Raw genomic sequence first — 20,189 nt, 5'->3', positions numbered from 1 at the left:
TTGATTCGCGAAGGTTGCGGCGCTTTGCCGTTGATTAGCGACTTAAACCTTCTGATGAAACTTCGGGTGCTAAGAAATTAGCATCTTCAACAGCGGCATACCTCAACACCTCTTCCTGCGTCGTTTTGCGGGCATCGAGTTCGGCAACCAGTCGTCCGCGCCGCATCACCAACAAGCGGTCAGCCATACCTAAGAGTTCCGGTAAATCCGAAGACACCATTACGACTGCCGCGCCCGCTTCCGTGAGTTCATTGATGGCGCGGTAAATTTCCGAACGCGCCGCCACATCAACGCCGCGCGTTGGTTCATCGAGCAGGAAGACTTGCGAACCGGCAAATAGCCAGCGACCGAGTAAAACTTTCTGTTGATTGCCGCCACTCAGTCGCGCCACAGTTTTCATCGGGTCGGGCGGGCGAATGTGCAATTTTTCGATGTACTGGCGCGTGGCATCCTGTTCGCGTTTGCGACTGAGCCGCCAATTCCTGATAAGCGCCCGCACATTGGCAAGCGTCAGGTTATGCGCCATTGATAAATTCAGACAAAGCCCTGTGCGTTTGCGGTCTTCGGTAAGTAGACTCAACCCTTCATTCACGGCGCGCTCAGGATGCCCGGCAAAAAGCTTTGCCCCATTCAAATAAATTGCGCCGCTGTCTGCCGCGTGTGCGCCGAAAATGGTTTCAACGAGTTCGGTGCGACCGGCTCCCGCGAGTCCGGCAATGCCTAAGACTTCGCCTGCACGCGCTGCAAAGCTGACGTTCGCAAATTTTCCGGCAAGCGATAAATCCTGAATGACGAGGCGCGCTTCCCCGATGTGCGCCGCGCGTGGTGGAAAAATTTCTTTCAATTCACGACCCGCCATGAAGCGTATGATGTCATCCATTGAAAGCTCGCCCCACGCGCCTGTGTAAACCGCCTGCCCGTCGCGCAAAATCGTCAAGCGGTCGGCGATAGCTTCGAGTTCTTCGAGGCGATGCGAAATGTAGATAATCGCCAAGCCGCGCGCTTTGAGGTCGCGAATCAAGCGAAACAATTCATCAACTTCGCGTGTGGTAAGCGACGAGGTCGGCTCATCCATGACGATGACGCGCCGGGCTTCCAAAGTAGCGCGCATAATTTCAACGATTTGGCGGTCGGCGGCGCTCAGACGTTCGACACGCGCTTCAGGGTCGAGTTCAAAGCCGTATTCGGCGAGCAGTTCCGCGGTCTTGGCATTCAATTGACGTTTACTAAGGATGCCGAGCGGCGCAAAGCTGAGCGGCTCACGACCGAGAAAAATATTTTCCGCCACGGTGAGGTGCGGCGCGAGCGCGAGTTCCTGATAAATCATGGCAATGCCTTGGGCGAGCGCCGCCGCCGGATTGTTAATTCGCGCCTCGTTGCCATTGATGAGAATCTCGCCGCTATCGGGTTGATGCACGCCCGCGAGAATTTTCATGAGCGTCGATTTGCCCGCGCCATTTTCGCCCACGAGCGCGTGAACTTCGCCCGCCGCGGCAGACAAATTGACCTCCGCGAGCACGCTATTCCCGGCAAATGATTTACTAATGCGGCGCATTTCTAGCGCCGGGGCGTTTGAAGTCATAAAGCAAGCTTTTCTCTGAGAGTGAGGTCCCAATTTTCTTCATCACTAAACGAACAAATTATAAGATGTCTTTGTGAGCGACGACATTTTTAAAACCATTTCTGCAATAATGTTCGACCACTTTCAGTTATAGCAAAGCGGGCTGTAGCATCTTCTTGATCCCCATACCCCATCTGGGTTTCTTCTTTTGTCATATAACCTAATTGCACCAGATGATATAGAAGGAAAGGCATTGCCACTACACCGAAACTATTGCGTCCAGCAATTTTCATTGCATTTATACCATATTGAGTTAGCGTCTTTTGTATCAGGTGTCTCTTCCGATCCTCAATCTGCTTTTGACTTAGCCCTTTATTCTGATGATGTTGGCTATGGCAGTTGTGGCAAAGGACAATTGTGTTGTCATAAACATTATTTGAATGATTGTTATCAATATGATGATTTGTGAGTATTTGAATCCCTCTGATCCCACAGATGGCGCAAGTATCATCCGTCTCACTATACAACCAGTCCTCTAGTTTCATTCCTTCCCCTTGTAAAATCATGTAGTTCTCTCGCTCACAACGAATTTGGGTTGTGTATAGCTCAAAGCAAGAACGCTGAAAATCTATTACCACATTTTTTCTATGGCGCTTTGAGGAGTTGCTGCATTTCGGGCGTGTTGATGTTGTCTTTGGTAAGCAAACTCACGCCGGTGTCCATTTTGCGCGGCGGTTCCTGACCATTTAATTTATTGACCATACTTTTGACGCCTTCGTAACCCATCTTGAAAGGGTTTTGTAACACCAGCGAATCAATCGCTCCGGCATTCAAATCGTCAATCAAATTGGGGCTGGAATCGAAACCCACCAATATGACTTTGCCTGCCAGACCCTTCTGTTTAATCGCCTGCACGGCACCTACTGTCGAAGATTCATTCGAGGCGAAAAAGCCGTTCAAATCGCTGTGCGCCGTCATGATGTCGGTCGCGCGATCAAGCGATTTGGCGCGGTCAGCTTCACCATATTGAAAAGCGACGATTTCAATGCCGGGATATTTCTGCTTGATGGTTTCCTGAAACCCTTGTTCACGCTCGTCGGTCGAAACTGAACCGGCTTTGACGCCAAGGATTGCCACTTTACCTTTGCCGCCGAGTTTTTCTGCCAGCCGTTCAGCCGCGACCACGCCACCTTGACGATTATCGGTGGCAACATATGAAAGATATTTTTCGGTATTGATGCCGGAATCGAAAATGGTTACGGGGATGCCTTCTTTCTGAGCGCGTTCAACCACCGGCACCAAAGCATCGCCATGCGAAGGGGCAAGCACGATGCCATCGACGCGGCGGTTAATCGCGTCTTCGACCATGTTGATTTGCCCTGTGTAATCGGTCTCCTGCGCGGGACCTTTCCAGATGATTTCTACATTCAATTCTTTACCGGCAGCTTCTGCGCCCGCGTGAACGCTTTGCCAGAAGAAATGCGACACGCCTTTCGGAATCACTGCAATGACCCGCTTGGTGCTCGCTTCGCGACGACATCCGGGCGCAAAGCAACAGACTGAAACCAGCAATACAAGTACAATCAGTTTAAATTTATTCATAATTCCTCTTTATCTTGAAAAAGCCTGAAAACCCACACAATGAAGCATCCACTTTCAGGTCGCGCAAAAATATTCCTGCAAGGCAAAAAATAAAAAGCACTCACGGCAACTCGTATTGTCGCCTGTGCGCTAGTCTGCTGTTCATCCGGTTTTCAAGAATAGCGCGAACAGTAGTGCAATCGGCAACCAAATATCAAACCCTGCTCTTCATTCATTAAAAATGTGAGCCGTCTGTGCATCAACAAACTATTTTCTTACCTTTTCACCTCTTCAATTTGAGGCAATTTTTTAATGAATCTCCGGTTCCGGGGTTTCCGCGCCCTCGTGCAGAAAATCGAAATCACAACCCTGGTGCGCCTGCGTGACATGCGTGGTGTAGAGGGCGCTGAATCCGCGCGCGTACCTCAACTGCGGCGGACGCCACTCGCTTCGGCGCTTTTCCAACTCTGCCTCACTGACTTGTAGATGCAGTCGGCGACCGGGCACATCCATCTCTATCACATCGCCATCGCGCACCAACGCCAGCGGCCCGCCGATGTAGGATTCCGGCGAGACGTGCAAGACGCACGCCCCATAAGAGGTGCCGCTCATGCGGGCATCGGAAATCCGCACCATATCGCGCACGCCTTTCTTCAAAAGTTTTTGCGGAATCGGCAACATTCCCCATTCCGGCATACCGGGACCGCCAAGCGGCCCGGCATTTTGCAACACCAGCACAGAGGTTTCATCAACCGTTAAATCCTCGTCATTCACCCGCGCTGCCAGGTCATTATAATCTTTGAAAACCACGGCGCGTCCGCTATGTTTGAGCAAATGCGCTTCGGCAGCAGTCGGTTTAATTACCGCACCATCAGGCGCAAGGTTGCCATAAAGAATCGCCGTGCCGCCTTTTGCTGAAACCGGATTACTGAGCGGGCGAATGATTTCCGGTTTGAACACCTTTGCGGATTCAATATTCGCGCCCATCGTCTTGCCCGATACCGTCAGGCAATCAAGATTCAGGAGTTCGCTAATCTCATGCATCAAGGCGCGAAGTCCCCCGGCATAATAAAAATCTTCCATCAGGTATTCACCTGACGGGCGCAGGTTGGCAATCATCGGCGTATGTTGGGAAATGGCATCGAATTTGTTTAACTCCAATTTCAACCCGACGCGACCTGCGAGAGCGACGAAATGAATAATCGCATTGGTCGAACCGCCGATTGCCATATCAACAGTGATGGCATTTTCAAAAGCGCCTTCGGTTAAAATGTCGCGCGGTTTCAAATCTTCCCAGACCATTTCAACGATGCGTCGTCCGCAGGCGGTCGCCATACGTTGATGGCTGGCGTCAACCGCAGGAATCGAAGAAGCGCCCGGAAGCGTCATGCCCAAAGCTTCGGCAATCGCGGTCATCGTCGAAGCCGTGCCCATCGTCATGCAATGACCTGCCGAACGCGCAATGCCGCTTTCCATTTCCGACCATTCACAATCACTGATATTACCGGCGGATTTTTCCGCCCAGTATTTCCACATATCCGTGCCACTGCCAAGCGTCTGCCCGTTCCAGTTGCCGCGAAGCATCGGACCTGCGGGCAAATAGATGGCGGGCAAATTCATGCTGATTGCGCCCATCAGCAATCCCGGTGTCGTTTTATCGCAACCGCCCATCAGCACCACGCCATCGACGGGTTGACTGCGCAGTAACTCTTCGGTTTCCATCGCCAGAAAATTGCGATACATCATCGGGCTTGGCTTCATGTAGGTTTCGTTGACCGGCATTGCCGGGAGTTCAACCGGGAAGCCACCCGCCTGCCACACACCGCGTTTGACTTCGTCGGCGCGGGTGCGGAAATGGCTGTGGCAGGTGGTCAGGTCGCTCCACGTATTGACGATGGCAATGACCGGTTTGCCCGCAAAATCGTTCACCTCATAGCCCATCTGTTTGGCGCGGGCGCGATGACCGAATGAGCGCAGGTCTGTCGCGCCAAACCAGCGATGACTGCGCAATTGTTCAGGGGCTTTCTTTGAAGACATCGATTCCTCCGATGAAGCCTTGAATTAATTCAAAAGTCTCACGCAACAAACGGAACATCTGAAAATTGGCAAAGACACCGGCAGATTTTGCTGGCGCGGTTTCCGTCTGTTCCGTTATTTCCGTTGGTTTTGTCAGCTTTCTATTTCCCTTTAGCTGAATTCCACTCAATCAAAGCAGTAGGTGTCTGCGCCGCCAATCCCCGCGAGGTCAAGCGACAAATCGTTTTTAAAAAGCGTGACCGGAAAAGCCATCACGCCTGAAAAATGATGGCGCAATCGTTGCGGTGTCATGTGGGAATTCATCATCTGCTCATTCAATCCAAAGATTTTCTGTGATTTATAAATTGAAGAAGACCCGCCCGCTCACACCTGCGCAATTTGCCTTTTTACTTTTACCTTTTGCCTTTTTACTTATGCCTTAACACCGCCGTTGACCAACCAACCGCCATCCACAAAGATGGTCTGTCCGGTGATGTAGTCGCTGGCATCCGAAGCCAGTAAAACGGTGGCTCCGGCTAAATCCGCAGCCGTGCCCGGGCGACCAAGCGGAATCGGCGCAACCGCGCTTTCGTAAAGTTCGGGGTCGGAAAAAACCGCATCGGTCATCTTCGTCCAAAATCTGCCGGGCGCAATGGCATTCACGCAGATGTTATCGCGCGCGAGTTCAACAGCGAGGCTGCGGGTCATCTGTCGCATCCCGCCTTTGCTGATGGCATAGAGCGCAATATTGGGAACGATGATTTCAAATGCCACCGAGCCGACATTAATGATTTTGCCTTTGCCCTGAGAGCGCATAATCCGCGCTGCTTCCTGAGCGGCAAAAAACGCGCCCTTCAAATTAACCGCCATTAACTGTTCCCAATCGTCTTCGGTAAATTCGTCAACCGGTTGACGAATGTTGATGCCTGCGGCGTTCACCAATATATCCAAGCGCCCGAAACGCGCGGCGGTGATTTGCACCATCGTCTGGATGCCGGTCACATCGCTGACGTCCGTGGGCAGAAAAAATGTTTGCCGCCCGATTGCTTGAATCATCGCGGCAGCGGCTTCGAGTTCACTGGCGGTGCGCGCCGCTAAAGCGACATCGGCACCGGCGTGGGCAAGCGCCAGCGCCATCCCTAACCCTAGTCCACGACTTCCGCCCGTAACCAGCGCAACGCGCCCGTCAAGGCGAAAACTCGGCATGATAAATTCCGACGGCATACTTTGGTTATTGCTCATAACGATTAAATGTTTTAAGACAGCGTTGGCAACAACACGGCTTTGATGTCATCGCCCTGGGCTGCCATCATGCGGCGAAAGGCATCGACGCCTTCCACAAGCGGAAAGGTCTTCACCCAACTCATCGTCTCTACGCGACCGGTCGCCAGCAAATCTACGGCAACTTTCAATTCGTCCAACGACGCTGCATAACTGCCCTGCACGCGCCTTTCGGTGAGCGTCACATCGTAAGAGTTCATGGAGATGGTGTTTTCGCGCGTGCCAATCCAAACCGTGATACCGCCGGGGCGCGTCGCTTCCAAAGCCTGTTGCTTGGACACGCTGCTGCCGACCGCATCCACCACTACATCCGCGCCCTCGCCTCTGGTCAGCGCCAATATCTCTTCCAGAAAATTGCTGTAGCTCGAATTGATGGTGTGTTTCGCGCCAAGTCGGTTGGCGACATTCAGGCGTTCCTGAATCAAATCGGCAACGATGGTTTCGGCAGTCGTCAAACATTGAAATGCCTGTTGACAGAGCAGCCCGATGGGTCCCGCGCCGACAATGGCAACCCGGCTGGGGATGAGTTGCCACGTCAAGCCAACAACGTGAACGCCGTTTGCCAAGGGTTCCGCTAAACTCGCCGCTGCCGCAGGCAACGACTCAGGCCAGGCGACCAGACACTTTTCAGGAACCGAGACCAGTTCAGCAAAACCACCTTGCCGGTTCATGCCGAATAATTGTCGCCTGGCGCACAGGTGGCTATTGCCGCGCAAACAACGCACACATTCGCCGCAACCGTACAACGAATGCGATACCACCCGTTGACCGCGTGTGAACAAGCGGACCTTCGCGCCAACCTCTTCAATGATGCCGCAGAATTCATGTCCCATCACCAGCGGCGGAACCCGGCGCGGGCTGCGCTTTTTGAAGGCTTCAAGTTCACTGCCACAGATGCCGCAAGCCTCGACGCGCAACAGCACTTCACCAGCGTCGGGACGCGGTTCGCTCTGTTCGGCAATCTTCAATTGTTCATAGTCGGGGTAAAGTAGAACTTTCATAGGGTGAACCGTATCACAATAAAAAATAGGTAAACAATCGCGCACACCAATAGCGGAACGCCAAAGAGTTTGTGCGGTTTAAGTATTTGCCTGGCATCCGCTGACAACAACCGGGGCAGCACGAAATAAAGCGCCAGAAAAATTGCCAGCGCCTGCAACGGAACCAAAAGCACACCTTCGGTAAAGGCTGCCGTTTGAATCAACCGCACAGGTTGCAAACCGAGCGCATAGGTGATGAGAAAATTGACGCCGACAAGCGCAATTAAAAAGAGCCGGAATTGCTTTTCCCAGGCGAGCCGCCCAAAACGCGGCACACAAATCCGGTAGCCGTCCGAGAGCAGCCTGGGCCATCCCGCCAGTTGTCCGAGCAACGTGCTGAAGAGCGCCGCCCAGCCCGCGAGGATGAATAAAATTTCTCCGGTCTTGCCCCAATGCGAACCGAAGACAGCGGCAAGCTCGAACGCCACGCGAGGACCTTCGGGAACCACTTGAAGCGGGCGAAGAATGGTCGCGCCCGCAAGCATAAAACCGAGCGTGGTTGCCATACCAATCACCAATGCCACTGTTGCATCGGCGTAAACCACGCGACACCAGCCGCGCACTTTGCTCGCAGTCTCCGAACTCATTTGTTTGAGCGCCGCAACCTCGCCTGGCTTTCCATACGGGCGTCCATGTGTCATGCCGTATCCGGCTCCGAGTACCCAGTAGGTGTACCAGACTTGCGAAGCGAAGCCGCCCGCCGCCCAACCCATAATCGGAGCCATCTCGCGCCACGGGTTGGCATCAATCTTTCCGGTTTGCACAGCCCAATCGGGAATATCGGGAATTTGAAAACCTAAGAGTCCTTGCAGCACTGCGCCGAGTTCAGGCGAGGTTTTCAAGGCAACATACCCGACACCGATAATCATGACCAGCACCAGCAAGCTCATCACACGCTTGAGCGCATCGAAGCGACCCGACCAGACCACAGCCATCGCCAGCGCCGCAAGCATCCAACTCCAGGCAAAGGCGGGAAGCGCCGGAACCAACGCATGGGCAAAGGTTCCCGCGGCAACTGCGAGTCCACCTGTCGAAATCGTCGCGGCAAAAGTTTGCGCCAGCAACACAATCCAGACCGCCCAGTTTCGCGGGCCCGGAAGACGGCTGAACATATCCATCATCCCTTCGCCCGTCGAAACCGTATAACGCGCACCCGCCATGCCAACCCAATACTTCAAAAATATCGCGAGCGCCGGCACCCATAACACAGCCGTGCCGAGCACTGCGCCAAAGCGGGTTGACAGGATGACTTCGCCTGAGCCGATGGCTTCGCCCATCCAGACAAATGCCGGGCCAATCATCATCAATAACGCCCACCCGCGCGGCGCATCGGGAAGCGGCGGCAAGTCCACATCCTTCACCTGAGTTTCTGCGGATGTTTGTCGGTCTTCGTTTTGCACTGTGCTTGACATGGCTTTCTCTGTTGGTGAGTTCAGGCGATATGCGCGCCCTGGGTTTCGACATACACAGCATATAGCGATTGGCTCGCGGTCATAAACAAGCGATTGCGTTTTGCGCCGCCGAAACAGATGTTGCTACAGATTTCCGGCAGCAAGATTTGTCCGATGCGCTCGCCATCGGGCGCGAAGATGTGCACGCCGTCAAAGCCTGCGCCCGCCCAACCGCCGCTTGCCCAGATGTTGCCATCGACATCAGCACGCACACCGTCGGAGCCGCCCGCTAACTCTCCATTTTTGGTCTTGAGTTTCATGGACGTAAACACTCGACCGTTAGTTAATTTTTTACCATCGACCACATCCCAGACTTTGATGTGGCGTGGCGCTTCGCCGCTTGGCGAAACCCCTGTGTCGACGATATAGAGCTTTTTGTAATCCGGCGAGAAACAAAGTCCGTTGGGTTTGAAGAGTTCGTCTGTCACCATATCTATCTTCGCCGTCTTCGCGTCAATGCGATAGACCGCTTCTTTGATGTAGAGTTCACCTTTGTTGCCTTCGTAAGCTTTCATCGTGCCGTAACCGGGGTCTGTAAACCATATGCCGCCGTCCGGGTGAACCACGACATCATTGGGCGCGTTGAAGGGTTTGCCCTGCCATTTGTCTGCAAGCACCGTCACCGTGCCGTTGGGTTCATAACGCACCATGCGCCGGGTCGCGTGTTCGCAAGAAATTTGCCGCCCTTCATAATCAAAGGTGTTGCCGTTACTGTTGTTCGATGAGTTGCGAAAGGTGCTGACGTGCCCGTCTTCGGCGAGCCAGCGACATTGAATATTATTGGGAATGTCGCTCCACACCAGATACTGCCCGTTGCCATTCCACGCCGGACCCTCCGCCCAGAGCATACCTGTGTGCAGACGTTGAATCGCCGCATTGCCGATTTTATATTTGTCGAAGCGCGGGTCAAGCACCACGATGTCTGAATCTGGATAACGCACAGGCGGCGCGTCCGGCGCGTAGTTGCGTTGCTGCCCAAAGGTCGTCAATGCGAAAGTCGACGCGGCGGTTGCGGCGACAAAAGCGCGGCGACTGAGTCGCGTGGATGACGTCAGGTTAAGGTCGTCGGTTAAATATTTTTTTCGCTCCATAGATTTATGGAAACTCCAAGTATGTGTTTATGAACTGCAAGGGAACCGTAAGGCGCAGGCGATACATCAACCGCCTGCAAGTGAATTGAGTGCTGCAAAGTTAAACGAGCAACAGAGAGCATACGGAACAAACGGCAATAACGGAATAGACAAGAAGCAAAAACTGAATATTTTCTATTTATTCCGAGTCACAAACGCAGGAACTCTGAAGCAATAGCAGAGGTCGTCACCCCTGCAAACACCAGAGCAATCGCATTTTCATTCGTCGGGCTGTTGATTGAGACAAAGGCTTTGTTCTTTCCGCTTGATGGTGTTCTGCCGTTTGCGAATTTAAATTTTAATCACTTGTCCGGTTTCGATGGCGCGATTGGCAAGCAGCACGGATATTGCCGCGTTGCGCCCCACTTGAAAATCAACTTCGGCTTTTTTACCCGAACGAATGCAGGAGATGAACGATTCCAACTCCCGATAGACCGCGCTCAACCGCTGTCTGCTCTGGGTATCAACCTGAGTGCCTTCTTTTTGAGTTTGTTGCGAAGCTTTCATGGTTTCGCCGGTTGCGGTGATGACGGTCGCGCCCTCGGCTTTGACCAGTTCGGGAGACTCTTTTTCGCGGAAATAGAGCGCCTGATTCCAACCCATTTCGATGGTTCCTTCGGTGCCCATAATGACAATCTTTTCGCCGTCGTGGGCATTGGTCGTGGTTGACGTAAACAGGGCTTTTTGTCCGGCGGGATAGGTGTAGATGACCGAAACGTTATCGTAAGTTTCGCGTCCGTCTTTCCAATAATCGATGCCGCCCATGCCGGTGACTGCCGCAGGGATTGAACCGTAGATAAGATTGACGATTTCAATCATGTGCGAGCCGAGTTCAGCCATCAGCCCTTGCGAATAGCGTTTGTACATGCGCCAGTTGATTAAGTGTTCAAGGTCTTCGTAACCCCACGGGCGCGGGTCGAAATCGCTTTTCGGAACCGGTCGCCGCCAGTTGCCGTTGCGATGCCAGTGACAACGAATGTGGGTAATCTTGCCAAGCGCCCCATCGCTCGACATCGCCAAAACCTTATGAATCACCGGGTCAAAGCGGTGTTGATGACCGACCTGCACGACAAGCTTAGGATGCGCACGCGCGGCTTTAAGCATCTGGTCGCATTGCGCCACCGAATAAGCCATCGTCTTTTCAACGAAGGCATGTTTTTCGGCGGCGAGCGCGGCAAGCGCGATTTCTGCATGCAGGTGAAGCGGCGTGGCAATGACTACTGCATCCACCTCTTTACTTTCGATGAGCTTGCGGTAATCGTTAAAGGTTTTCGGCGCGCTTGCGGCAAGCCCCACGGCTCTTTTTAAATTTGGTTCAAAGATGTCGCAGATCGCCGTGATGCGGGCGTTCGGCACGGTTGCCAGATTGCGCGTCAGTCCACTGCCTTGACCGCCGACTCCGATAACCCCGACGTTGACCTGTTCATTGGCGCTGGCGGCGAAAATATTTTTGCCCGCCGAGGTGAGCAACAGGCTCGCCGCGCCAACGGTTGAGCCTTCCAAAAAATTGCGTCTCGATAATCTCTTTTCCGTCATACTTGCTTCCTTCAAAAATTCAATCTAACAGTGCCAGCACTGCCATCCGCCTGTCGATAAAAAATCAAGGCGCGGGTTTCTTTGCGGTCTTTAAAAAACGCCCTTGCTTTATCAATGCCTGAGACCATCACGACTTTCGAGAAAACCTCTGCGTCAACGCCGCGCGGCGTGATAATCGTCGCGCTCAGGATGCCGTCAACCGGATAGCCGGTTCGCGGATTCATAATGTGACAATAAGTTTTTTCGCCAATCTCAAAGGATTTTTCGTGACAACCGGAGGTCGAAATGGATTGGTCTTTGAGTTCGAGAGTCGTCACCTGACGCGCGCGACTGGTCGGGTCGTTGACGGCGATTTTCCAGGACGTTTGATTGGGCGGTGTGCCGATGGCGTAAATCGAACTGCTGCCCGCAGTGATGAGCGCCGATTGCACGCCGCTGGCGCGCAAAATCTCTGCTGCTTTATCCACCGCATAACCTTTGGCAATGCCGCCTAAATCAAGCTCTATGCCCTCGCGGTCAAATCGTATGGCGCGTTTTGCGCTATGAAGTTTGACATGTTCATAGCCAACGTTTGCCATCACCGCTTGCAACGCTTTTGCATCAGGCACGCGCCCCTGACCTTTGAAAAATCCCCAGGCTTTCATCAATGGCCCGACGGTAATATCGAATGCGCCATCAGTCGCGCGGCTGTAGTCGAGCGCGTATTGCAACAAATCGAACAACTCTTTTTCGCAAGTGATTTCCCGGTGCGCCGCATTGCGATTGATATAGGTGAGTTCACTGGTTTCCGAGTAATTGCTCAACTGATGATCCAGGCGTTCAATCTCTTCAAATGCGGCTTCGGCAGCTTCGGCGAGTCGCGTTTGATTTTCTCCATAGGCGACAATCTCGAACGTCGTCCACATCAAGCGCCGGGCTTCCTGATACCTGACCGGTTGTTGCGCCGATAAATTAAACGGCAACCCGCTAAACATTACCGCAATGCATAAAACGAAAACTTTCATCATGATTTTTATCTGCGCGCACTGGCATTCAAGTCCATAACGCTTGCATTAACGGGCGGACAATGCGCCTGTCAACGGCAATAACCCGTGTCCTGCAACACACGGCACGGGCATTCACATCAACTGCCGTGTGAATACACCCTGTGCGTTTTGTCGTCAAGTAAGATGGTTCGATAGTTTGGAAAATCTGCCAATAAAACCGCCCCCGGCTCGTAATTCAAGGGGCAAAATTTCTGTTGGACTTACGGTAATTTGTTCGAGATTGATGGCTGCCGCCTCATCCAATTTATCGCGCGCCAGCAGAGCTTGATATTTACTTCTGCCGAGAAATGAAAGCGCGACCTTGATGGTCTTTGCCTGCGAACCATTCATCACCGCGAGAAACCAACTGTCGCCCTTGCGACGGGCAAAGGCAGCCAGTTCACCAATCTCACAAACCGGCAGCGCCATCGTTTCATCCCAAGTGCTCGGAATCGTTTTAATCAACTCAACCGCCGGATTCTCTAAAATATTTTTCGGATGCGCGCCGTAAATCAACACCGGCGACGTGAAGATGGCGGCGCTCGCAATCTGGTGCGCCCATGAAGTTTCACGACGACGTTCGCCGAAATGCACAGGCGTGTAATCGGCGTGCCCGGCAAGCATACGTGTAAACGGCAAGGTCGTATTGTGAACGGCGCGCGTCTGCATATTGCGATACTCCAAGCCGCGAATTCCTTCGCGGGTCATCTCATTCGGAAAAGTGCGCGACTCGCCTGCGGGTTTATTGGCTCCGTGAAAGTTGACCATGAGGCGATGCTCAGCCGCAGTTTTGAGCAGCGTTTGATAGAGGTCGATAATCTCTTTCGCTTCGTGGTCGAAAAAATCAATCTTGACGCCGACCACACCGACGCGGTTGCAGAGTTGGAAAAATTGTTGACGTGATTCGGCGGTTCGCAAATCGCGGCTGTGTTTCCAAAACCACACGCCGACATTGTGTTGCCTGGAATGCGCCACCAATTCGCGCATTTCATCTTCGCTCCATTTCTGCCAGAAGCCTTCGACGAGGTTATATTCAAAACCCAGTTTACCCGCGAGGCTGGAAAAATTCTTCATTTCTGCAAGCGTGTTCTCACCGCCATCGAGATATTTCCACACCGCGCGACCGGGTTTAATCCAATCGGTATGAATTCCCTGGGGTAAAAGTTTTTTGTCAGGTGGTGGCGAAAGGCTGTCAATGATGTCGCAATTGACCAGCGCATTTAAGTCCGCGCCAATCATCACCACGCGCCAGGGAGTGGTAATGGTTCCGGTAATAATTGCGGGTCGCGCCAAACGATTAACATCGCTCTCATAACGCAGTCTGAACGGATAGCTGACCGGATGCGCGTGTCCGAGTTGAACTTGAAAACCACGCTGCCCGTCGGCTTGTAGTCCCATCCCACTGTAACCCACAAGCGCCGCTTCGGTGATTGCCGCATAGCCCAGACCGTTTGGTAATTTGATGGTTAAAGGCGGCGCAGCCCATTCGCCGGGTTTAACTTCGCCAATCATTTTGCGTGTGTGAATGCCTTCGTAATGCCCTTCAAAATCGTGAGACCAAATGATACTTCCGGCTGGAATCCTGAAACCGGTTGCTTCATCGGGCACGCGCTCTCCACTGCCGTGTACGACATAGCGAAAGGCGATGCCGTTATTGAAGGCGCGCACTTCAAGTGTGCAAGGCGTTTTGCTTTCCCGATGCACCACGGAAAATTTCGCGCCGTTCGCGTGATTAATCGCTTCACTGTGTACGCCGCGCGTGGCATAGCTTTCATTCAAGCGATAGCTTTCGGTTTTAACGAGTTCAACATCCTGACAGAGATTGACATTGTTGACGAGGATGCCGAGCAGCGATGCTTCTATCACCATTTGATTATTGAATGAGATTTGATAGCCGAGGCGCGACCCGGCTCGCCAGAGCAGTTCAAAGCGCACCTTGCCGTCGGGGCTGACCAGCTTGACTGGGTTTGCGGCAAAGCCTTTGCGGGGATGCAAAGCAAATGCTCCGATAGGGGTTGCCAGGGTTGCAACAAGAAAAGTGCGACGCGAATAGACTTGCTGATGACGTTGGGTTTTTCTCATACATTTTTCCTGAGGGCAGACGAATATATGCAACTCTCCAGTTTTCTCATAGCGGATTTTGGAATCGAATACCCGTTGACCGATGTAGAGGTGTGGAGGTGATTGGAAAACAAAATATAAATCGTTTTCCAATCGGTCTTCGCAATTATCTAAAGTCAAAATCTGACTTCACAATTATCTGACGTCAAAGAAACAAGTGGCAATCAAATTGTCACCTCGTCACCTCGTCACCTCTTCATTTCACCTGTCAATAAGGTTAAACCTGGTCGCGCGCTCTTCGGCGAACGAAGAGTTCATCCTGTTTCGGCTCCGCGTCGCATTCAATGGCGAGCGTCGTCATCGGGTCATCAGGCGCTCTTTCCGGCAAGCCGGTAAATTGCACGCGATAGGTGTCCTGTTTGAAAGCCACTTTCTGCCCGGTGGCAAGTAAACTTGCGGATTTGATTTTGTTCTGTAATCCGGCAATCGCTACCGTATTGCCAGGCCAAAAGTGTACGTGCAGGTAAAGCGTGTTGCCTTTGCGCGAGAAACTGCCAAAGCGACAACGGCGCGGTTGGCAACGGTCAGCGCCGTAAAGCGACTGCCCGTTCTTATCCATCCACGCGCCCACGGTGTTGAGAATACGCACAGATTCTTCGGGCACCGAGCCATCCGGCATTGGCCCGATGTTGATAAGATAATTGCCGCCATCGTGCGCGCAGGTAATCAGGTTGCGAATGACCTGCTTAGGCGTCTTCCACGCATCATCGTTTTTGTGATAACCCCAACTGTCATTCATCGTCATGCAGGCTTCCCAGGCTTTGCCGCCTTCGGCAGCTTCGATGCGTTGTTCGGGTGTGGCAAAATCGCCGGGCAGTTTGTTGCGGTTATTAACGATGATGTCGGGCTGTAATTGAAAGACCATCTGATTCATCTTCTCGGACTCCCAACCTTTCGCGTCTAAGGGCCACGAAACGTCGTACCAGAGAATGTCTATCTTTCCGTAATTGGTCAGCAGTTCCCGCAGGTGGGTGTGAATGTAATCAACGAAGCGACGACGCGCCGCTTCATCTTCTGCCGAGCGCGCGCCATCCGGGTGATGCCAGTCCATCAATGAATAATAAAAACCGACGCGCAAGCCTTCGGCTCGCGCCGCTTCGACATACTCTTTAACCAGGTCGCGACCGGCAGCCTGTTTCGGAGCGCAGTAATTGGTGGTTTTGGTATCGAACAGGCAAAAGCCTTCGTGATGTTTGGTGGTCATCACCATATACTTCATGCCTGCGCGCCGCGCCAGGCGTGCCCACTCGCGTGCCGCATTCGGTTTCGGTTTGAACTGCTTTGCCAGCGACTCGTATTCGCTGACCGGAATGCCTTCCATTTCCATGACCCATTCGTGACGACCGAGGACGCTATAGAGTCCCCAATGGATGAACATACCGAACTTGGCTTCGTGCCACCATCGCATGCGACGCGCGCGGTCGCCTGGTTCGTCGGGATTTGGTGAGGCGGCATTGATTGATAAATCGGAGGCGGCAAGCGCCGCCCCGGCTCCGAGTAACTTGAGATATTCGCGTCGTGATAAATGATTGTACATCGGTTGCTCTCCTGAATTAGAAGTTAATCCTCAATGAGCCTTGCATAATGCGCGGCGCGCGGGCTGAGATAGGCGCGCCAAAGCGCGTGTTGGTCTGTTTGCCTGTCGCGTCGAATGTCATGGCTCCGTCAATATCACGGAAATTCACGCGATTGAAAAGATTGTAAGTCTCCCAGCGAAACTGCAAGCGATACTTCTCGCCGAGTGGAATGTTTTTGAAAAACGCCAAATCGGTATTAAATATCGAAGGCAAACGAATCAGATTTCTGCCTAAATTACCGATACTCCCGGCAGTCGTGGGTTTGGCAAAACACGACCTATCAATCAAGTATGGGGTTCCGGTGGGGTCTTTCAAATAGGTTTTCTTATTGGGGTCGCAAACCGCATTCGGGCGCGCATTGATCGAACCGCCGGTGAAGTCTGTGATATTTGCGGCTCCGGCTGTCCCTGCATACGTCCAGTTCAATCCGGTTCCGGTGCCAAAGACTTTCGGTTTGCCGCTCGCGTAAGAGGTCGTACCGGAAATTTGCCAACCATCAAAGACCGCTTTGATTGCGCCATTCTCCCAGACTCGGCTGAGTCCCGGCACATCCCAGATATAGTTGATGGTAAAGATGTGCGTCTGGTCGAAATCCGCCGGACTATAATTAAACGCCTTGTAAGGTCGTCCGTGAAAGACATCCGAAGAATCGTCATTGGCATAGTCGAAAGTTTTCGACCAGGTGTAGGCGATGCCGTATTGGAAGCCATGCGTGTAGCGGCGATTCACTTGAATTTGCAGCCCGTTATAATTTGACGAACCCGCATAAACGACGGTGGTGATCGAACCGTACCCTTGATAGGGACGCAGAAAATTATCGGCTAACGCGCCGGTTCGATTTGGTCCGTTGGTGCCGACGGCGGAAAACGGATTGCGATTTTGAGGATTGAGATTCAAGAATTTTGCGCCATCGGGAACCTGATTGATGTCGCGGCGCTCGCCAAGATGCCGGGTGAGCGAACCGACATAACTGATTTCCATCACTGTCTGCAAACCAATATCTTGCTGAATGCCGAGTGAAAAATTGTAAGTTGTCGGCGTATGCGATTGGCTCTCAACCGCATTAACGGAACTCGGCGAACTGAGCGCCGTGCCCACCAGATTAACCAGATTATCGATGTTGCCAAAATCAATCGTCAGATTGCGTTGGAACGGTTGATTGTTGACCAGGTTGCCGCCCGTCGTCCCGCCACCGGCGCGCGGCGCATGATAGACGCCACCCATCGCCCGAAGCACGGTTTTGCCTTTGCCGGAAAGGTCCCAGGCTAAACCGAAACGCGGTTCCCAATCAACCGGCTGCACATCTTTGAAGCCTTTGGGCGTACCCGGCTCACCGGCTATGGCTAATCCATTATTGGGGTCGCCGGTTCCGGGAACCAAGGTGCCGACGAGGTTCAGGTTGGTAAACAGTTGCCCGGTGCGCGGGTCTTGGGCGCGACGATTCGCGGTTGCGCAAGCAGCGGTCGCAGGCGTGCCGCCAACGCAAAACGGACGATAGAGCAAAGGCGCTTTGGCGGGGTCGTAGAGCGCCGGATCAAAGTTTGAAGCCAGATTATCGCGCTGCCGCCATTGCGTGTGATAGCCCATTCGCAAGCCATAATTCAAGGTCAACCGCCGATTCACTTTCCATTGATCCTGGGCATACCATTGCAGAAGGACAATCTCAAGATTGGTGAACGGACGCGAACTCGACTCTTGATAGCTCCTGAAATTTCCTAAGAGCGCATTGGCATAGGCATAACCGCTGTTGCCAAGAGAAGCCGAGAAATTACTATCGGTGCCGCTGAAATTGAACACCCCAGACCATTGCCCGCCCGGCGCTTCGCCGTTCAGCACGCGCTCGTAATAGGCACCGAATTTATAGCTGTGGTTGCCGCGAATGATCGAAAGATTATCGGCAAACGAAGGGCGAATATAGTCATTGCCGGTTTCGCCCCAACGATCAAGCCAGTTGATATTGGCTGGTCTGCCTTGAACGCCACTCCAATTCGTTACTCTGGGGATGGTGCCCAGCCGATTGTTATCAGGGAAGAGTTGCGGCGCAGTGTAATTCAAGGCGCTTCGTTGCAAGCGGTCAATCTCACCATCGGAGGGCACGAAGCCTTCCGAGTCGTGGCGCATACCGAAATTAAATTCGTTGACCACAGTGGGGCTGAAGATATGCACCCAGTTTGCCGACCATCCGTTATCTTTATACAGATAATGCGAGCTGATGCCCCAGCGATTTTCATCATTGCCGGGCCAACCCGAGGTGCCGGTTCCTTCATTATCTGAAGTCCACCATTGCGCCTTCACATAGATGCTGTCTTTATTTGATGGCTTCACATCAAAGCGGATAATCTGGCTGCGCTTGGGAACATCAACCGGGCTTTGAACAACATAATTAAACGCGCCGCCGGTGGCGGTAAGCCCGCCCGGCGTATTCGGCAACGGAAAGTAACTGAGCAACGCCTGTCCGCTTTTATTGATGCGCGATTGCGGAATGATATTCAAACCGAGCGGATTGCCGGGGGTGGCGCGCGAGGGGTCACGAAAGCAGGCGCTTTGGTCAGTCGCGTTGCAATTGCCCGTGGTAATCAGCGGGTCGCGAATGAAAACTTTAGCGCCGGTTGAATTGACCGACTGCGAGAAATCCCCTGTTCGTTCCAAGGTTGACGGCATGGTTACGAAACGCGGGTCTTGCGGGGTAATCTGGTGCGGTCTTTCATAGGAGTAGAAGAAGAAAAGTTTGTCGCGGTTTTTGTTGGGAAAGAGTTTGGGTATCTGTACCGGCCCGCCATAATTGAACCCCCAGATGTTATGGCGATAGAGCGGCTTGCCGAGTTCCGCTTTATTATTGAAAAACGGCGTGGCATTGAATGCTTCATTGCGGACGAAGTAGTAGGCTGAACCGGCATAGTTTTTATTGCCGCCTTTAGAGACCAGGTTGATCAATGCGCCGCCATTATTGCCGTACTCTGCGTCATAGTTATTACGCAAGACCTTGACTTCGGCGACGGCATCCTGGTTGATCGTCATGCTCAGTTTGTTTGAGCCGCTCGGCTCACTGGCATTCAACCCATCAACTGAGGCAACCGTCGAACGACCGCGCTGACCGGAGATGTTCGGCAAATCGGTGCCGAACCCTTCGCCTACCGCTTCTATATCGTCGTTATTAGAGGTTCCCGGTATCAGCCGCAACAGAGAGGTAACATCGCGACCTTTGGTTGAAATCAAAGCAATTTGATCTGCCGTCAGCCGCGCCGTGAGGTCGCTCGATTGCGTTTCGATTCGCGCCCCTTCGGTCGTGATGCTGACGGTTTCGCTCACCTGTCCGGGTTTCAATTCGAGATTGCCGAGTGCCAGGACTTCATTGGCGCTCAAGACAACCTGCTTTTGTTCGAGCGTCTGAAAACCCTGTTGTTCGATCTTAACCGTATAGGTGCTTGGTTGGAGCGCCGCGAAACTGAATCTACCTTCATCGTTGGCAGTCAAGGTGCGAACATTTCCGGTTTGTTCGTTGACCAATCGGATGGTGGCTCCGGCAATGATGGCACCCGAAGAATCAACTATGGTGCCGGTAATCGTGCCGGTAATCGTTTGACTGAAAGCCGTGCTGCAAGGAATTAAGCTCAGCAACACTACCATGAGACCTGATAAGCAGTTATTCCTGAAGTAAGCCATGCTACTTTCTCCTCCGGCAATTATCCTCGTAGAGGGCTGAAGTGCCCTTAACTGATGCGGCGCGTCACTCGGATTCGGATAGGCGCGTCCCTGACGATGAATAAAGCCTCTTAAAGTAAGTGCCTAGGCCCGCACTTTTTTTGCTGGATCAATTAGAGAGTACGGTTAGGGGTTTTGATTTTTTGCCGGCTGCGTTGAGTCACAGCC

At 52.8% G+C, this 20,189-nt stretch carries 14 protein-coding genes; all 14 read right to left on the bottom strand.

The window, feature by feature from the left end; all coding sequences use genetic code 11:
• Positions 1 to 34: 34 nt before the first annotated feature.
• Positions 35 to 1,582, bottom strand: coding sequence for a sugar ABC transporter ATP-binding protein (locus AB1757_23115; protein MEW6129944.1), 1,548 nt, complete (start codon positions 1,580 to 1,582; stop codon positions 35 to 37).
• 89 nt (positions 1,583 to 1,671) lie between these two features.
• Complete coding sequence (locus tag AB1757_23110) at positions 1,672 to 2,127, bottom strand: HNH endonuclease signature motif containing protein (GenBank protein ID MEW6129943.1); 456 nt, start codon at positions 2,125 to 2,127, stop codon at positions 1,672 to 1,674.
• Between the two features lie 79 nt (positions 2,128 to 2,206).
• Positions 2,207 to 3,163 (bottom strand): substrate-binding domain-containing protein, encoded by a 957-nt coding sequence (locus AB1757_23105; GenBank protein MEW6129942.1) that lies wholly within the window; start codon positions 3,161 to 3,163, stop codon positions 2,207 to 2,209.
• Between the two features lie 288 nt (positions 3,164 to 3,451).
• Complete coding sequence (araD, locus tag AB1757_23100) at positions 3,452 to 5,179, bottom strand: L-arabinonate dehydratase (protein ID MEW6129941.1); 1,728 nt, start codon at positions 5,177 to 5,179, stop codon at positions 3,452 to 3,454.
• Between the two features lie 165 nt (positions 5,180 to 5,344).
• Positions 5,345 to 5,485 carry a hypothetical protein gene (locus AB1757_23095; protein ID MEW6129940.1) on the bottom strand — a complete coding sequence of 47 codons (141 nt, stop codon included), beginning with the start codon at positions 5,483 to 5,485 and terminating at the stop codon, positions 5,345 to 5,347.
• Positions 5,486 to 5,590: 105 nt separating this feature from the next.
• Entirely contained in the window at positions 5,591 to 6,364 is a 774-nt protein-coding gene (locus AB1757_23090; protein MEW6129939.1) for a glucose 1-dehydrogenase, read from the bottom strand.
• 50 nt (positions 6,365 to 6,414) lie between these two features.
• Complete coding sequence (locus AB1757_23085; GenBank protein ID MEW6129938.1) at positions 6,415 to 7,440, bottom strand: alcohol dehydrogenase catalytic domain-containing protein; 1,026 nt, start codon at positions 7,438 to 7,440, stop codon at positions 6,415 to 6,417.
• Positions 7,437 to 8,891 (bottom strand): Nramp family divalent metal transporter, encoded by a 1,455-nt coding sequence (locus AB1757_23080; protein ID MEW6129937.1) that lies wholly within the window; start codon positions 8,889 to 8,891, stop codon positions 7,437 to 7,439. Before AB1757_23080 ends, AB1757_23085 begins: the two co-directional genes overlap by 4 nt.
• A 20-nt stretch (positions 8,892 to 8,911) precedes the next feature.
• Positions 8,912 to 10,021 (bottom strand): SMP-30/gluconolactonase/LRE family protein, encoded by a 1,110-nt coding sequence (locus tag AB1757_23075; protein ID MEW6129936.1) that lies wholly within the window; start codon positions 10,019 to 10,021, stop codon positions 8,912 to 8,914.
• Positions 10,022 to 10,351: 330 nt separating this feature from the next.
• Positions 10,352 to 11,596, bottom strand: a complete 1,245-nt coding sequence (locus AB1757_23070) for a Gfo/Idh/MocA family oxidoreductase (GenBank protein MEW6129935.1) — start codon at positions 11,594 to 11,596, stop codon at positions 10,352 to 10,354.
• A gap of 11 nt (positions 11,597 to 11,607) precedes the next feature.
• The gene (locus tag AB1757_23065) at positions 11,608 to 12,603 is read right to left on the bottom strand and encodes an FAD:protein FMN transferase (GenBank protein ID MEW6129934.1); all 996 of its coding nucleotides are present in this window, start codon (positions 12,601 to 12,603) and stop codon (positions 11,608 to 11,610) included.
• A gap of 153 nt (positions 12,604 to 12,756) precedes the next feature.
• A complete protein-coding gene (locus AB1757_23060) occupies positions 12,757 to 14,703 on the bottom strand; it encodes a glycoside hydrolase family 97 catalytic domain-containing protein (GenBank protein ID MEW6129933.1) in 1,947 nt (648 codons plus the stop codon).
• A gap of 256 nt (positions 14,704 to 14,959) precedes the next feature.
• Positions 14,960 to 16,279 carry an alpha-L-fucosidase gene (locus AB1757_23055; GenBank protein MEW6129932.1) on the bottom strand — a complete coding sequence of 440 codons (1,320 nt, stop codon included), beginning with the start codon at positions 16,277 to 16,279 and terminating at the stop codon, positions 14,960 to 14,962.
• Between the two features lie 16 nt (positions 16,280 to 16,295).
• Positions 16,296 to 19,982 (bottom strand): carboxypeptidase regulatory-like domain-containing protein, encoded by a 3,687-nt coding sequence (locus AB1757_23050; protein ID MEW6129931.1) that lies wholly within the window; start codon positions 19,980 to 19,982, stop codon positions 16,296 to 16,298.
• Positions 19,983 to 20,189 lie beyond the last annotated feature (207 nt).

The sequence above is a fragment of the Acidobacteriota bacterium genome (genome assembly GCA_040754075.1).
In the GTDB taxonomy this organism is placed as follows: domain Bacteria; phylum Acidobacteriota; class Blastocatellia; order UBA7656; family UBA7656; genus JBFMDH01.
The sequence above is the reverse complement of the archived record's forward strand: the minus strand, read 5'-3'. Positions and strand labels throughout refer to the sequence as shown.

Excerpts from the sequence above, each read along its gene's own strand:
- AB1757_23115 (MEW6129944.1), bottom strand. The coding sequence starts at position 1,582 with ATGACTTCAAACGCCCCGGCGCTAGAAATGCGCCGCATTAGTAAATCA.
- AB1757_23110 (MEW6129943.1), bottom strand. The coding sequence starts at position 2,127 with ATGATTTTACAAGGGGAAGGAATGAAACTAGAGGACTGGTTGTATAGT.
- AB1757_23105 (MEW6129942.1), bottom strand. The coding sequence starts at position 3,163 with ATGAATAAATTTAAACTGATTGTACTTGTATTGCTGGTTTCAGTCTGT.
- araD (MEW6129941.1), bottom strand. The coding sequence starts at position 5,179 with ATGTCTTCAAAGAAAGCCCCTGAACAATTGCGCAGTCATCGCTGGTTT.
- AB1757_23095 (MEW6129940.1), bottom strand. The coding sequence starts at position 5,485 with ATGATGAATTCCCACATGACACCGCAACGATTGCGCCATCATTTTTCA.
- AB1757_23090 (MEW6129939.1), bottom strand. The coding sequence starts at position 6,364 with ATGCCGAGTTTTCGCCTTGACGGGCGCGTTGCGCTGGTTACGGGCGGA.
- AB1757_23085 (MEW6129938.1), bottom strand. The coding sequence starts at position 7,440 with ATGAAAGTTCTACTTTACCCCGACTATGAACAATTGAAGATTGCCGAA.
- AB1757_23080 (MEW6129937.1), bottom strand. The coding sequence starts at position 8,891 with ATGTCAAGCACAGTGCAAAACGAAGACCGACAAACATCCGCAGAAACT.
- AB1757_23075 (MEW6129936.1), bottom strand. The coding sequence starts at position 10,021 with ATGGAGCGAAAAAAATATTTAACCGACGACCTTAACCTGACGTCATCC.
- AB1757_23070 (MEW6129935.1), bottom strand. The coding sequence starts at position 11,596 with ATGACGGAAAAGAGATTATCGAGACGCAATTTTTTGGAAGGCTCAACC.
- AB1757_23065 (MEW6129934.1), bottom strand. The coding sequence starts at position 12,603 with ATGATGAAAGTTTTCGTTTTATGCATTGCGGTAATGTTTAGCGGGTTG.
- AB1757_23060 (MEW6129933.1), bottom strand. The coding sequence starts at position 14,703 with ATGAGAAAAACCCAACGTCATCAGCAAGTCTATTCGCGTCGCACTTTT.
- AB1757_23055 (MEW6129932.1), bottom strand. The coding sequence starts at position 16,279 with ATGTACAATCATTTATCACGACGCGAATATCTCAAGTTACTCGGAGCC.
- AB1757_23050 (MEW6129931.1), bottom strand. The coding sequence starts at position 19,982 with ATGGCTTACTTCAGGAATAACTGCTTATCAGGTCTCATGGTAGTGTTG.